Source organism: Pseudomonas aestuarii, assembly GCF_027988105.1.
Classification (GTDB): Bacteria; Pseudomonadota; Gammaproteobacteria; order Pseudomonadales; family Pseudomonadaceae; genus Aquipseudomonas; species Aquipseudomonas aestuarii.
In genome coordinates this window covers 200,920-215,844 of the sequence record NZ_JAQJZJ010000006.1, presented here as the reverse complement: position 1 = coordinate 215,844, position 14,925 = coordinate 200,920, and the positions used below count along the sequence as shown (strand labels likewise).

Genomic DNA, 14,925 nt, shown 5'->3' with positions numbered 1-14,925 from the left:
ATCCCCCGCTACGCGAGTACGCCTTACCGACAGTGGGCCGGGCGACGCTCCACTGGGCGACACCCCGCCGCGCCTCTCTACCGGAGCGCCGCCGCGCCGCCGTCCAGAAAACTGGACAACGTCTTCGGCGGCCACCGCCCCGCTGAGCATGTCCAGCCAAGCAGACACTCGCCTTCGCCCCGGCAGCTGCGCGGGGAGCGCGGCGACACCCGCCGACACGGGCGCCAAACCCCATGGCGCCTGGCCTGCGGCCGGTCCCGCGAGTTTTTCACAACCGTTGCGCCGACCTGGCACGCCTTTCGCTCTAACAATCCGCAAGTCGACGCGCCGTAGCGCGCGCCAGAAAACAACAACAAAAGGAATCGCTGCCACCATGGGTACCCTCGGCATTCTGCTGTCCCTCGCCCTGTTGCTGCTGCTCGCCTACCGCGGCCTCAACGAGCGGCTGCTCGCCCCGCTGCTCTGCAAGCCGATGGACGATTCCTGCTCGGCCCGCGCCATCGCCCACGGCATCGTCGCCAAGCGCGGCAGCCAGCCACCGCGAGTCGTACACGTTCATCTTCGTCAACACCGTGGCGCTCCCCGGGGTCGCGCCGGCCATGGTGATGACCCTGGGCACCCTGTTCGGCAGTTTCTAAGCAACCGTCCCGTAGCAGCGGCCCATGGCCGCGATCGCGGTTCGCGGACATGGGACTAGGCGTCCCCCCCACTCCTACGGGTGACCTAGCCCCCCTTCGTTACGAGTAACCGCCATGAGCAAGATCATCACCGCCGCCGCCGCCGTGGCTCGCATTCCCGACAACGCCAACGTCGCCACCGGCGGCTTCGTCGGCATCGGTTTCGCCGAGGAAATCGCCATCGCCCTGGAGCAGCGTTTCCGGAGCGAACAGGCGCCGCGCGACCTGACCCTGGTGTATGCCGCGGGCCAGGGCGACGGCAAGGGCCGCGGCCTCAACCACCTGGCCCACGAGGGCCTGGTGCGGCGGGTGATCGGCGGCCACTGGGGCCTAGTGCCCGGGCTGCAGCAGCTGGCGGTGGACAACCGCATCGAGGCCTACAACCTGCCGCAGGGGGTGATCTCGCAACTGTTCCGCGATATCGCCGCGGGCAAGCCGGGGCAGCTGTCACGGGTCGGCCTGGGCACCTTCGTCGACCCGCGCCACGGTGGCGGCAAGCTCAATGCGCGCACCACCACCGAGCTGGTGCGGCTGATGCCCATCGACGGCGAGGACTACCTGTTCTACCCGGCCTTGCCGATCCACGTCGGCATCGTCCGCGCCACCAGCGCCGACCCGGACGGCAACCTGTCGTTCGAGCGCGAGGCGCTGACCATCGAGAGCCTGGCCATCGCCATGGCCGCGCACAACAGCGGCGGCCTGGTGATCGCCCAGGTAGAGCGCATCGTCGAGCGCGGCTCGCTGAATGCGCGCGAGGTGAAGATCCCCGGCATCCTGGTCGACTGCGTGGTGGTGGCCGAACCGCAGAATCACCAGCAGACCTTCGCCACCGCCTACAACCCGGCCTTCGCTGGCGAGACCCGGGTGCCGGTGGACAGCCTGGCGCCGCTGCCGCTGGACGTGCGCAAGCTGATCGCCCGCCGCGCCGCCCTGGAGTTGCAGGCCGGCGCGGTGGTCAACCTGGGCATCGGCATGCCCGAAGGCGTGGCCGCGGTGGCCGCCGAGGAAGGCGTGATCGACCGGCTGACCCTGACCGCCGAGCCCGGGGTAATCGGCGGCATTCCGGCCTCGGGCCTGGATTTCGGCGCGGCGAGCAACCACAGCGCCCTGCTCGACCAGCCCTACCAGTTCGACTTCTACGACGGCGGCGGCCTGGATCTGGCCTTCCTCGGCCTGGCCCAGGCCGATGCGGCGGGCAACCTCAACGTGTCCAAGTTCGGCAGCCGGCTGTCCGGTGCCGGCGGCTTCATCAACATCAGCCAGAACGCCAAGCGGGTGGTGTTCGTCGGCACCTTCAGCGCCGGCAAGCAGGACATCCGCATCGAAGACGGTCAGTTGCGCATCGTCGCCGATGGCGAGGTGCGCAAGTTCGTCGCTGAGGTCGAGCAGCGCACCTTCGCCGGACGCCAGGCCGCCGAGCGTGGCCAGCCGGTGCTCTACGTCACCGAGCGCTGCGTGTTCGCCCTGACCCTGCAAGGCCTGGAACTGATCGAGATCGCCCCCGGCGTCGACCTGCAGCGCGACATCCTTGCGCGCATGGACTTCGCCCCCATCGTGCGCCAACCACGACTGATGGATGCGCGGCTGTTCCGCGCAGAGTGCCTGGGTCTGCGCGAGACCCTGTAACCCTTGAGCGAAAACGCGGGGCCGCCTATTGGCCCCGCGCATTTTTTCAGGTTTCACCCCCAACCCCACGGCCCTGCCCCGGCAGGCGCTGCCAGGACGGCTGTGGGCAAAAAAACCGTAGCGACCATAACAACAAGAGGAACTACCCATGCGACACACCCCGATACTCAACCGCCAGCTGCTCGCCGCGAGCATCGCCCTGGGTCTGAGCGCCCCGGCCCTGGCGGCCTTCGTCGACGACAGCAAGGCCGTGCTGGATACCCGCAACTTCTACATGAACCGCGACTTCCGCCAGCACGGCGCGCCCCAGGCCAAGGCCGCGGAGTGGGCCCAGGGCTTCCAGCTGCGCTTCGAGTCCGGCTACACCGAGGGCCCGATCGGGCTCGGCTTCGACGCCATCGGCCTGCTCGGGGTCAAGCTCGACTCCAGCCCGGACCGCACCGGCACCGGCATCCTCAAGAGCGACCGCGAGGCGCCAAAGCGCGCCCAGGACGAGTACGCCGAGGCCGGCTTCACCGCCAAGCTGCGCGCCTCCAGCAGCACCCTCAAGCTCGGCACCCTGCAGCCGGTGTTGCCGGCGGTGATGCGCAACGACAGCCGCCTGCTGCCGCAGAGCTTCCGCGGCGCCTGGCTCAACAGCAACGAGGTGGAGGGCCTGAACCTCGACCTCGGCCGCCTCGACCGGGTCAACCAGCGCGACTCCTCGGACAACCAGGAAATGACCGTGTACAACGGCGGCAAGCGCAACATCGTGCTGGGCAGCAGCAAGACCAGCGACGAGTTCCTGTTCGCCGGTGGCCGCTACCAATGGACCCCGGAACTGGCCACCAGCTACTACTACGGCGGCCTCGACGGCATCTATGACCAGCACCTGGTCAACCTGGTGTACCAGTTGCCGCTGGGCGAGGGGCAGAGCTTCAAGTCGGACATCCGCTTCGCCCGCTCCAGCGATGACGGTGGCAGCAACGTCGACAACGACGCCTTCGGCGCCCTGTTCAGCTACCGCCTGGGGGCCCAGGGTTTCACCGCCGGCTACCAGCGCCTGAGCGGCGACACCGGCTTCGCCTACCTCGCCGGCGCCGACAACGCGCTGGTCAACCTGGTGCAGATCAACGACTTCGGCAACCAGGACGAACGCAGCTGGCAGCTGCGCTACGACTTCGACTTCGCCGCCCTCGGCGTTCCAGGGCTGACCTTCATGACCCGCTACCTGTCCGGCGACAACGTCGACCGCGGCGTCGGCCTCAGCGAGGGCAAGACCTGGGAACGCGACACCGACATCGCCTACGTATTCCAGGACGGCCCGCTGAAGAACCTCGGCCTGCGCCTGCGCAACGCCACCACCCGCAGCAACTTCGGCAGTGACCTGGACGAGAACCGCTTCATCGTCAGCTACAGCCTGCCGCTCTGGTAAGGCCGCAACGCAAAAGGCCAACCGCGCGGTTGGCCTTTTGTTCGGCGCGACTTAGTTCTGCCGCAGCTTGGACGCGACCCCCTCGACGAAGTACTTCATGTGGCTCAGGTCCTCGTCGCTGATGACCTCGCCGGCGGCGACGCGCGTCTTGCCGTCCTGGTCGACCACCGGGCCGGCGAAGGGGTGGAAGGTGCCGGCGCGCATGTCGCCTTCCAGTTTATCCACCAGCGCTTTGACATCGGCTGGAACCGACGAATTGAGCGGCACGATCTCGATCATCCCCTCCTTGATCCCGCCCCAGGTGGAAGCCGGTTTCCAGGTGCCGTCGAGCACGCTCTGGGTGGTATCGGTGTAGAACTTGCCCCACTGGTGGGTGGTGCCGGAGAGCTGCGCCTTGGCGCCGTACTTGCTCATATCCGAGTGGTAGGAGAAGGCATTCACGCCCTTCTCCTCGGCGGCTTGCACCACGGCGGTGGAGTCGGTGTGGTGGGTGAGCATGTCGGCGCCCTGGGAGATCAGGGTCAGCGTGGCTTCGCGCTCCTTGCCCGGGTCGTACCAGCTGTTGACCCAGATCACCCGTACTTCGGCATCCGGATTGACGCTGCGCGCGCCGCGGGCGAAGGCGTTGATGCCCATCACCACTTCGGGGATGGGGAAGGCGGCGACATAGCCCAGTACGTTGGACTTGCTCATCTTGCCGGCGACCACGCCATTGAGGTAGCGGCCCTCATAGAAGCGCGCGTTGTAGTTGCCGAAGTTCTTGCCCGTCTTGTAGCCGGTGGCATGCATCAGGGTGACGTTGGGGAACTGCTTGGCGACCCGCTCGACGTAGTTCATGTAGCCGAAACTGGTGGCGTAGATCAGGTTGTAACCGCTGCTGGCCAGCTCGCGGATAACCCGTTCGGCGTCGGCACCTTCCGGGACGTTCTCGATGTACTTGGTTGCGACCTTATCGCCCAGGGCTTTTTCCATCTGCAAGCGCCCCTGGTCATGCTGGTAGGTCCAGCCGGCGTCGCCGATCGGGCTGATATAGACGAAGCCGACCTTGAGCGGATCGGCCGCCTGCGCCGCACCCAGCAGGCCAAAGCCCAACGCTGTTGCCACTGCCACACCACTCGCTGCCTTGATGAAGTTCCTGCGATTGCTCATCGATGCCTCTCCTGACTCACTGTTGTGGGGGTTGGTATTCGGTGAAAAATTAACCTAGCCGGCGTCTCCCTGCACCGGCCAACGGTTCAGGCGTCCGGCCGGTAAGGCTGGCCGAGCGACATCGGCGAGTTGAGCCGGATGGTCTGTTGATTACGCGAAATCAGCACCAGCACGAAAATGGTCGCCAGATAAGGCAGCGCCGAGAGCAACTGCGACGGCACCTCGATCTGCAGGCCCGAGCCCTGGATAAACAACTGGCTGATCATCACCCCGCCGAACAGGTAGGCCCCGGCCATCACCCGCAGCGGCCGCCAGGTGGCGAACACCACCAGCGCCAGGGCGATCCAGCCGCGCCCCGAGACCATGCCCTCGACCCACAGCGGGGTGTAGAACACCGACAGGAAGGCGCCGCCGATACCGGCCATGGCGCCGCCGAAGGTGGTGGCCAGGTAGCGGATGCCGATCACCGAATAGCCGATCGAGTGGGCCGACGAGGGCGACTCGCCGACGGCGCGCAGGATCAGTCCGGCGCGACTCTTGTAGAGGAACCAGATCACCCCGCCGAGCAGGGCCCAGGAGAAATACACCAGCGACTGCTGGTTGAACAGCGCCGGCCCGAGCAGCGGGATATCGGCCAGCAGCGGGATGCGGATCGCCGGCACCGCCGGCAGGGTCAGCGACTCGAAGGGTTTGCCGACAAAGGCCGAGAGGCCGACGCCGAAGATCGTCAGGGCCAGCCCGGAGGCCACCTGGTTGGCCATCAGCGTCAGGGTCAGCAGGCCAAACAGCAGGCTCATCAGCGCCCCCGCCGCCATGCCGGCCAGCACGCCGAGGTAGGGATTGCCGGTGTAATGGGTGGCGGCGAAGGCGGCCACCGCGCCCATCGCCATGGTGCCTTCGGCGCCCAGGTTGAGCACCCCGGCCTTTTCGGTGATCAGTTCGCCCAGGGCCACGATGATCAGCGGCGTGCCCGCCACCAGGGTGGCGAACAGCATCGAGGTAATCAGACTCTGCTCCATGTCAGTCTCCCGCCTTGGCCAGGGTCAGCCGCACGCGCAGCCGATAGTTGATAAACAGGTCCGAGCCGAGCAGGAAGAACAGCAACATGCCCTGGAACACCTTGGAGATCGACGCGGGCAGGCTCAGGTACAGCTGCGCCTGCTCACCGCCGAGAAACAACAGCGCCATCAACAGGCTGGCAAAGAAGATCCCGATGGGATTCAGCCGCCCGACGAAGGCCACGATGATGGCGGCGAAGCCGTAGCCGCTGGCGACCTTGTCGGTGAGCTGGCCCATGGGTCCGGCCACCTCGGCCATGCCGGCCAGACCCGCGCAGGCCCCACCCACCAGCAGGCCGATCCAGACCATGCGTTTGGCCGAGAAGCCGGCATAACGCGCCGCATCCGCCGCCTCGCCGGCCACGCGCATCTTGAAGCCGAGGTAGCTGTTGTGCATGAACACATAGCCGATCACCAGCACCCCCAGCGCCATGACGAAGGCCAGGTTGAGCCGCGTGCCCTCGACCAGCAGCGGCAACAGCGCCGAGTCGGAGAACATCTTGCTCTGCGGGAAGTTGAAGCCGTCGGGGTCCATCCAGGGGCCGAACACCAGCCAGGACACCAGCAATTGCGCGACATACACCAGCATCAGCGAGACCAGGATCTCGTTGGCGTTAAAGCGGGTGCGCAGGAATGCCGGGATCGCCGCCCAGGCGGCACCGCCCAGCGCCCCGGCGACGACCATCGCCGGCAGCACCAGCGGGCCGCTGGAGTCGCCCATGGCCAGGGCCACCCCAGTCGCGCCACAGGCGCCGAGGATGAACTGGCCTTCTGCGCCGATATTCCACACATTGGCGCGAAAACCGATGGCCAGGCCCACCGCGATGAGCATCAGCGGGACGGCCTTGAGCAGCAGTTCGGACACGCCGTACCAGTGGCGCAACGGGTTGAGGAAGAACACCTGGAAGCCTTCCAGGGGATCTTTGCCCAAGGCCGAGAACAGCAGCAAGCCGCCGAGCATGGTCAGTGCCACCGCAATCAGCGGCGACAGATAGCTCATGGTGCGCGAGGCTTCGGGGCGGGTTTCAAGCTTGAATGAGAGCATGCTGCGCGATCCCTTGTTATTGGTTGCTGGTCGATGTGGCGGCGCTCTCGCTGCCTGGCCACATGCCGCTCATCCACACGCCGATGTCCTCCACCGAGGTCTCGGCCAAGGGCCGGGTCGGCGACAATCGCCCATCGGCGATCACCGCGATGCGGTCGCAAATCTCGAACAGCTCATCGAGTTCCTCGGACACCACCAACACCGCGCACCCGGCGTTTCGCAGGTCGATGATCTGCTGGCGGATAAAGGCCGATGCACCTACGTCCACGCCCCAGGTGGGCTGGGCAGCCACCAGCAACTTGGGCGCCTGCATGATCTCGCGGCCCATGATGTACTTCTGCAGATTGCCGCCGGACAGCGAGCGGGCCTGCGCGGCCGGCCCAGCGCACTTGACGTTGAAGCGCGCGATGCATTCGCGGGCGAAGGCCTTGGCCGCGCGAAAGTCGATCAGGCCGTGCCGGACCAGGCCTTTCGACACGGCGGCGGTGAGAATCGCGTTGTCGCTGAGCGCCATGCTCGGCACCGCGCCACGGCCCAGGCGCTCTTCCGGCACGAAGCACAGGCCGATCTGCCGACGCTGGTCGGGCGACAAGCGCCCCGCCGCGTTGCCGCAGATCTGCACCGGGCCTTTCTCGCTCAGCGGGGCCTCCCCGGAAATGGCCGCCAACAGCTCGGCCTGGCCATTGCCCGAGACCCCGGCGATGCCGACGATCTCGCCGGAGCGCACCTCCAGCTGCAGGTTCTTCAGGTCGGTGCCAAAGGGATCGATGGAGGCCTGCGACAGCCCATCCAGCTTCAAGCGAATCTCGCCGTCAGCCGGCGCGGCGGTGTGCTCGCAAGCCGGCAGGTCCTTGCCGATCATCAGCCGCGCCATGCTCTTGGGGGTTTCCTCGGCGGGAATGCAGGCGCCGGTGACCTTGCCGCCGCGCAGCACGGTGGCGCTGTGGCAGAGTTCCTGAATCTCATCGAGTTTGTGGCTGATATAGAGAATCGAGCAGCCCTCGCTGGCCAGTTGGCGCAGGGTCTCGAACAACTTGCGGACCGCCTGCGGGGTGAGCACCGAGGTCGGCTCATCCATGATCAGCAGGCGTGGATTCTGCAGCAGGCAGCGGACGATCTCGACCCGCTGACGCTCCCCCACCGAGAGCGCATGCACGTGTCGACGCGGGTCGACCGGCAGGCCATAACGCTTGGACACCGACTCGATGCGCCGGGCCAGGTCACTCATGTCGGGTTTGCCCGGCAGGGCCAGGGCAACGTTCTCCAACACGGTGAGGGTTTCGAACAGGGAGAAGTGCTGGAACACCATGCCGATGCCCAGGCTGCGCGCATGGGCAGGGTTTTCCACCGTGACCGGCTGACCTTCCCAGACCATGTGGCCTGAGGTCGGCCGGGTCACGCCGTAGATGATCTTCATCAGGGTGGATTTGCCGGCACCGTTCTCGCCGAGCACGGCATGAATCTCGCCAGGCATCACGCTGAGGTCGATGCCATCATTGGCGACAACCGCGGGATAGACCTTGCGGATGCCGGTCAAGATCAAGCGCGGCTGGGCATCGGCGGCTGCTGTGGCCTGCTCTTGATGCATTGGGTTTTCTCCTGTCTTCCGATGACCTTAACAGCTCAAGCGAGCGGGTATCGGCGTTTTATTATTGGAGAGGAGCAACGCCTTGTGGAGCCCTGCACCCTTCTGGTTGCCCTTCGCTGAGCGGCACTGGGTGCGCAAACGCGAGACCCTGTGTACTACGTTTCAATGAGATTGCGCAACATGCTGTCAACAATTACTCACAAGCATGTGAACAATTGCCATGGCCCGGATAGCGCTTTGTATACAAACTTCGCTCTTGAACAGCAGCCAAGGCGCAACACCTTGCATCGAGTGCCCGCTGCGGCTAGCCGGTCATCCGCAGCCGAGTAACCGCGGTTACGAACCCAGCACTGCGATGAGTCAAAGTGGGCCATGGCGAACGTATCGGGGTCTCAGGCGCCACAATTGCCTCACTGAACCAGCCACCAGGCCCACTTGCCCTGCGCCATGGACCACAAAAAAGCCCCGAGCTACCTGCAGGCGGCCCGGGGCTTGGAGCGGCAAGACGACACAAGCGCCTCAGCCTATGTGCAGAGGCGCCTTACAGCTTATGCCGCGCCGCGTACAGGCAGACCATCTCCATCGCCAGGGTGGCGCCGGCCAGGGCGGTGACCTCGGCGTTGTCGTAGGGCGGCGCCACTTCCACCACGTCCATGCCCACCAGGTTGATGCCGCGCAGGCCACGCAGGATCTCCAGCGCCTGGTGGCTGGACAAGCCGCCGCACACCGGGGTGCCGGTGCCAGGGGCGAAGGCCGGGTCGAGGCAGTCGATGTCGAAGGTCAGGTACACCGGGTGGTCGCCGACCCGCGCGCGGATGCGCTCGGCGATCTGCTCCGGGCTGTGCCGGTGCACCTCACGCGCATCCAGCACCTGGAAACCCATGACGTCGTCGTTGCTGGTGCGCAGGCCGACCTGCACCGAGCGTGCCGGGTCGACCAGCCCCTCCCTGGCCGCGTGGTAGAACATGGTGCCGTGGTCGATGCGCGCGCCCTCCTCGTCCGGCCAGGTGTCGCTGTGGGCGTCGAAGTGGATCAGCGACAAGGCGCCGTGCTTCCTGGCGTGGGCCTTGAGCAGCGGGTAGCTGATGAAGTGGTCGCCACCCAGGGTGAGCATGGCGCAGCCGGCATCGAGGATCTTGTCGGCGTGGGCCTCGATGGCCGCCGGGGTGTCCTGCGGGGTGCCGTGGTCGAAGTAGCAGTCGCCGTAGTCGATGCAGGCCAGCAGGTCGAAGGGATCGAATTCCCAGGGAAAGTGCCGGGCCCAGGCCGACTGGATCGAGGCGGCGCGGATCGCCCGCGGGCCGAAGCGGCTGCCGGGGCGGTTGGTGGTGGCGGTGTCGAAGGGCACCCCGCTGACCACCAGGTCGACGCCGCGCAAATCCCGCGTGTAGCGCCGGCGCATGAAACTGGTGATGCCGGCGTAGGTCGGTTCGGCGCGGGTGCCGTAGAGGCTGTCGCGGGTGATGGCCTGGTCGTTGTCGAAGGCGTGGTCCATGATCGTCTACTCGTTCTCTGGGGTATCAGTAGTGGGTGCGGAAGGCGGTCCACAGGCGGGTGCGCTTGCGCTGGTCCTTGAGTGCCATGATCTGCTCGGGGAACAGCCTGGCGCGCACCGCGGCCGGCGGGTAGATGTCCGGATCGCTGCGTACCGCGTCATCGATCAGCGGTGCCGACGCCTGGTTGGCATTGGCGAAATACAGCTCGTTGGTCAGCTCGGCGATCGCCTCGGGCTTGAGCATGTAGTCGATGAAGGCGCGGGCGGCCTGCGGGTGCGGTGCATCGACCGGAATCGCCATGGTGTCGAACCAGATCAACGTGCCCTCCTGCGGGATGCGAAACAGCACCTCGAAGGGCTGGTTGACCTCGACGGCGCGGGCGGCGGCCATGCCAGCGTCGCCGGTGTAGGTCAGCGCCAGGCAAATCTCGCCCTTGGCCAGGTCGTCGATATGCTTGCCGCTGCCGATGTAGCGCAGGCTGGGTTGCAACTGGGCGAGCAATTGCTGCGCGGCCTCGAGGTCGGCGGCGGCGGTGCTGTACGGGTCCTTGCCCAGGTAGTTCAGTGCGATCGCGATCACCTCCTGCGGCGAGTCCAGCACGGCGATGCCGCAGTCCTTGAGCTTGCTGGCGTACTCCGGCTTGAACAGCAGATCGAGGCTGTCCAGCGCCACGCCCGGCAGGCGCTGCTCGACCGCCTGCTGGTTGATGCCCAGGCCCACCGTGCCCCAGGTATAAGGCACGCCGTAGCGGTTGCCGGGATCGACGCCGGCCAGCTTGGCCAGCAGTTCCGGATCGAGGTTGCCGGCATTGCTCAGGGCGCCGACCGGCTGCAGCGCCTGGGCCTGGATCGCTCGCGCCAGGCCGCTGGAGGGCGGGAAGACGACATCGTAGCCGCTGTTTCCAGTAAGCAGCTTGCTGTCGAGTACCTCGGTGCTGTCGAAGGTGTCGTACTTGACCCCGATGCCGCTCTCGGCCTGGAAGCGCTTGAGCGCCTGCGGCGCCACATAATCGGCCCAGTTGTAGATGTTCAGCACCCGCTCCTCGGCCTGCAGCGGCAGGGCGAAGACGATCAGTAACACACTCGTGGCAAGACGCATGGCGATACCCTCAGGCAAATTGGCTCGGTAACGACCCCTGTCGCAGGGGTCAGGTAGAGCCATGCTGCGCCGCGACTTGCTTCTGATAAATATGAAGTAATCTACTCTGGCATCTACTTTCATCAATGTTTGGAGCCGCCATGCTCAGCCAAGTCCGCGACCTCGACCTGCAACTGTTGCGACTGTTCATCACTGTGGTGGCGAGCGGCGGCTTCAGCGCCGCGCAAGGCGAACTGGGCATCGGCCAGTCGACCATCAGCACGCAGATGGCCAAGTTGGAGACGCGCCTGGGCTTTCGCCTGTGCGAGCGCGGCAAGGCCGGTTTCCGCCTGACGCCCAAGGGCGAGCAGGTGCTGCTGGCGGCGCACAAGCTGTTCGCCGCCATCGATACCTTCAAGGGTGAGGCTCAGGGCATGGCCGACAAGCTGCTCGGCACCCTCAGCATCGGCCTGTCCGAGGCACTCGACGAGCGGGTGCTGGCGCAGGTCGGCGCGGCCATCGGCCGCTTTCGCCGGCGCAACCAGGCGGTGCAGATCGAACTGCTCAGCGCCATGCCGGCCGAGCTGGAACGGCGCCTGCTGCAGGACCAGTTGCACCTGGCCATCGGCTACTTCTCCGGCACCCAGAGCGCCCTTGATTTCCGTCCGCTGTTCGAGGAAGAACAAGCGTTGTACTGCGCTGTCGGCCACCCGTTGTTCGACCAGCCGCTCTTCAGCCGCGAGCAGTTGCTCGAGCAGGACGGAGTGCACCATCCCTACCGCTTTACTCAGGCCGTCGAGCCCTGGCAGTCCGCTGCCAGCAGCGCACGCAGCGAACAGGTCGAAGGCAGCCTGGCCTTCGTCCTTTCCGGCGCCCATATCGGCTACCTGCCCCGGCACATCGCCGCGCCCTGGGTGGAGCGTGGCCAGCTGCGAGCGCTGCTGGCGGAGCAACTCGGCTTCAACGTGCAATTCCACCTCGCCAGTCACCGTGGCCGTCAGCCGAGCGAGGCGCAGCAGGCCATAGTCGAGGATTTGCTCACGGCCTTCAGCTGAGCGAGGCCCGCCAGGACCTTCGGCCCAGAGACGGTCTATAGTTTCAGCTCACCCCTCAACAAGGAGTCATCATGAGCAAGGTTCACCACATCGCCGTCCTGGTCGGCAGCCTGCGCAAAGGCTCGATCAACCGCAAGCTGGCCCTGGCGCTGGCCGAACTGGCACCGGCCTCGCTGAAGCTGGAGATCGTCGAGATCGGCGACCTGCCGCTGTACAACGAAGACATCGACCACGACCGGCCGCCGGAGGCCTACACCAGCTTTCGCACCGCGCTCAAGGCGGCCGATGCGCTGCTGTTCGTCACCCCGGAATACAACCGCTCGGTGCCGGCGCCGCTGAAGAACGCCATCGACGTCGGTTCGCGCCCCTACGGCCAGAGCGCCTTCAGCGGCAAACCGGGTGCGGTGCTGAGCGCCTCGCCGGGCGCCATCGGCGGCTTCGGCGCCAACCAGCACCTGCGCCAGTCCATGGTGTTTCTCGATGTGCCGATGATGCAGCAGCCGGAGGCCTACCTGGGCGGCGCCGGCAGCTTCTTCGAGGAAGCCGGCATGATCGGCGACGGCATCAAGCCGTTCCTGCAGAAATTCATCAACGCCTATGCCGAGTGGGTGGAGAAGCAGGTAGACGACTGACCCGCGCGGGCCAGCGCGCATTCGCCAACTGCCGCGCCGGGGCTCGACAGCTGCATAACCGCTGGGCCCCGGCTTACAGCCCGTACTTCGCCTTGAGCGCAGCGACCGCCTGCCGCTCGCTGCGCAGGAAGGCATCGAAGCGCTGGATCAGTTCGGGGTGGCGGATGCTCGACAGGTAATAGTGGCTGTCGCCGGACTGCAACAAGCGGGGCTCCGCCACCAGGGCATCCGGCCGTTCGAGCTGGCCCAGGTGGTAGCGTGCGACCTGTTGGGCCATGTTGGCGCCGTCGATGTAGCCGGCCAGGGTCATCCGGATCAACCCCTCCGGGCTCGGCGCCCGGTGGATCTCAACTAAGCCTGCGGCCATCTCGGCATGAAATTTCCAAGGGGTGAACCCGCGCACGAAGCCGAGTTTGCGAAAACGCTCAAGCGGCTGGCCCAACCGCGCCGGCAACACCAGCATCACGTCCTGGAAGGTCAGCAGCGGCTGCGAGTAGGTAATCACACCCTGTGGTTTACCGACCTCATGCCAGCGTGGGCTGTCGGGGAATACCAGGTCGAGCCGGCCCGCCCAGTATTCGTGATAGAGCCGCTGTACCGGCAACGGCACATAGCGCAGCTGGATTTCCGCGTGGGCGGCAAACAGGTCGAGCAGGTCGCGGGCGTAACCGCGGTACCGGCCGTCAGCCGACAGCGCATAAATGGGGTAGTAATCGACGTCTTCCACACCCACGCGGTATAGCGGCGCGCCGGCCACTGGCTGGATAGCGCCCAGGCTCAAGGCCGCGAGCAGGAGCCAGACGGCGCGGAAAGGGGGCAAACACTGGGCAAGCGCAATCAGCATGGCGGGTCTCGGGGAGTGCAAAGTCGTCACAGTTCACTGCGGGTCGCCATCGAATCGACTTACCTGCGCCCGCCGACGCCTGGATGCCGTTGCTGGCTGCCCCCGCTGGGACCATCACTCTACTGGGGATTGACGCGGCAGAAGCGCCGTACCGGGCGAACGCCCAAAAAAGAAAACCCCGCTGGTGCGGGGCCTTTGCAGACTGTGTACTGACATCCGTGTTGCGCGCACCATCCTGGCGGCTATCCAGCGTATCCCTTTTGGTTACTTTGCGCTTCCTGCGCTACGTCCATGGGCAGAAGATTAGCCGCCCAGCAGCCACCACAGTAGTGGCGATCGACAGCACGCCATGTAAGCTAAGGCTTACATGGCGCCAATCTTTCGGCTTGATCATGTGACGTCGGTCTTGTCAGATGCGGCCACTGCAGAACAACAACAGACCCCGAACACGGCGGTTAGCGGACCCTTATCATGCGAGCAGTCATTATCGCCCTCAGTTGCCTGGCAGCCAGTTTCAGCCTGCCGATTCTGGCCAATGGCCAGAGCCAGATTTCCGACCCACGAGTGCGCGACCAATTGTTCTGGAATGAGCTGTATGGCGCCGGCGGCACCTCGCTGTATTGCGCCAAGGCCTTCACCGGCCAAGGAGGCGGCGGACTGCTCAGCATCAGCCCGATCTACAGCAGCAAGCAATTGAAAAGCGCCCTGCGCTGCATCACCGATCGTCAGTGCAGCATCATGAACCCGCGCTATGCCTATATGACGGCCGATCTGCATAACCTCTATCCGGCGCTGACCCGCGCCGAACAGCTGCGGCGCAAGGCGCAGTTCGGCTTGCTGGACGCCAGCGAGCAGAGCACCTTCGCCGACATCGGCTGCGACCTCAAAAGCCGCTTCAAAGTGCTGGAGCCGCGCGACGCCGCCAAGGGCAATATCGCCCGGGCGATCTTCTACATGCACATCGAGTACGGCCTGCCCATCGTCGGCGACGTGCGCATGTACAAGCAGTGGCACCGGACCGACCCGCCGGATGCCGAAGAAAACGCCCGCAACGAAAAGATCGGCAGTCTGCAGGGCACGCGCAATCGTTTTATCGACGACCCGGACCTGGTCGAGCAACTGATCACCGACTGACACCCGGATCGCTCCGCATCCGGCGACTCCCTCAGAGCGTAGGGCGGCTCGGGCGGCGATCCGTTCGGAGTGCAGCGACAGCCCGACAAAATTTGTGCCGCGCCCATTAACCACGGCGCACTGCCTGCGG

Annotated in this window: 13 protein-coding genes; 6 read left to right on the top strand and 7 right to left on the bottom strand. The window is 65.8% G+C overall.

The features are described 5' to 3' along the window. Positions 1 to 373: 373 nt before the first annotated feature. The 3 genes from PH586_RS14730 (at position 374) to PH586_RS14720 (ending at position 3,717) form a co-directional block, all read left to right on the top strand. The gene (locus PH586_RS14730; RefSeq protein ID WP_271348516.1) at positions 374 to 697 is read left to right on the top strand and encodes a hypothetical protein; all 324 of its coding nucleotides are present in this window, start codon (positions 374 to 376) and stop codon (positions 695 to 697) included. A gap of 55 nt (positions 698 to 752) precedes the next feature. Then, positions 753 to 2,303: an acyl CoA:acetate/3-ketoacid CoA transferase gene (locus PH586_RS14725; RefSeq protein WP_271348515.1), complete on the top strand. Its 1,551-nt coding sequence runs from the start codon at positions 753 to 755 to the stop codon at positions 2,301 to 2,303. Positions 2,304 to 2,451: 148 nt separating this feature from the next. Next, on the top strand, positions 2,452 to 3,717 hold the full coding sequence (locus PH586_RS14720) for an OprD family porin (RefSeq protein ID WP_271348514.1): 1,266 nt from the start codon (positions 2,452 to 2,454) through the stop codon (positions 3,715 to 3,717). Positions 3,718 to 3,768: 51 nt separating this feature from the next. Here the strand turns inward: PH586_RS14720 and PH586_RS14715 are convergent, their stop codons facing one another. From PH586_RS14715 to PH586_RS14690, 6 genes are all read right to left on the bottom strand, one after another. Beyond that, positions 3,769 to 4,866, bottom strand: coding sequence for a BMP family ABC transporter substrate-binding protein (locus tag PH586_RS14715; protein WP_271348513.1), 1,098 nt, complete (start codon positions 4,864 to 4,866; stop codon positions 3,769 to 3,771). An 86-nt stretch (positions 4,867 to 4,952) separates the two neighbouring features. Next, complete coding sequence (locus PH586_RS14710; protein ID WP_271348512.1) at positions 4,953 to 5,885, bottom strand: ABC transporter permease; 933 nt, start codon at positions 5,883 to 5,885, stop codon at positions 4,953 to 4,955. A 1-nt stretch (position 5,886) separates the two neighbouring features. Further along, the gene (locus PH586_RS14705; RefSeq protein WP_271348511.1) at positions 5,887 to 6,969 is read right to left on the bottom strand and encodes an ABC transporter permease; all 1,083 of its coding nucleotides are present in this window, start codon (positions 6,967 to 6,969) and stop codon (positions 5,887 to 5,889) included. A 16-nt stretch (positions 6,970 to 6,985) separates the two neighbouring features. Next, a complete protein-coding gene (locus PH586_RS14700) occupies positions 6,986 to 8,557 on the bottom strand; it encodes an ABC transporter ATP-binding protein (RefSeq protein WP_271348510.1) in 1,572 nt (523 codons plus the stop codon). 541 nt (positions 8,558 to 9,098) lie between these two features. Beyond that, on the bottom strand, positions 9,099 to 10,052 hold the full coding sequence (gene speB / locus PH586_RS14695) for an agmatinase (RefSeq protein ID WP_271348509.1): 954 nt from the start codon (positions 10,050 to 10,052) through the stop codon (positions 9,099 to 9,101). Positions 10,053 to 10,077: 25 nt separating this feature from the next. Further along, positions 10,078 to 11,151 (bottom strand): polyamine ABC transporter substrate-binding protein, encoded by a 1,074-nt coding sequence (locus PH586_RS14690; protein WP_271348508.1) that lies wholly within the window; start codon positions 11,149 to 11,151, stop codon positions 10,078 to 10,080. Positions 11,152 to 11,291: 140 nt separating this feature from the next. Here PH586_RS14690 and PH586_RS14685 point away from each other — a divergent pair, with 140 nt between their 5' ends. Both PH586_RS14685 and PH586_RS14680 read left to right on the top strand, forming a co-directional pair. Then, positions 11,292 to 12,185 (top strand): LysR family transcriptional regulator, encoded by an 894-nt coding sequence (locus PH586_RS14685; RefSeq protein ID WP_271348507.1) that lies wholly within the window; start codon positions 11,292 to 11,294, stop codon positions 12,183 to 12,185. A gap of 71 nt (positions 12,186 to 12,256) precedes the next feature. Then, positions 12,257 to 12,817, top strand: coding sequence for an NADPH-dependent FMN reductase (locus PH586_RS14680; protein ID WP_271348506.1), 561 nt, complete (start codon positions 12,257 to 12,259; stop codon positions 12,815 to 12,817). A 73-nt stretch (positions 12,818 to 12,890) separates the two neighbouring features. On the opposite strand, the gene PH586_RS14675 is transcribed toward PH586_RS14680, so the two are convergent. Next, entirely contained in the window at positions 12,891 to 13,661 is a 771-nt protein-coding gene (locus tag PH586_RS14675; RefSeq protein WP_271348505.1) for a substrate-binding periplasmic protein, read from the bottom strand. Between the two features lie 471 nt (positions 13,662 to 14,132). On the opposite strand from PH586_RS14675, the gene PH586_RS14670 reads away from it, so the two are divergent. Further along, on the top strand, positions 14,133 to 14,795 hold the full coding sequence (locus tag PH586_RS14670; protein WP_271348504.1) for an endonuclease: 663 nt from the start codon (positions 14,133 to 14,135) through the stop codon (positions 14,793 to 14,795). Positions 14,796 to 14,925 lie beyond the last annotated feature (130 nt).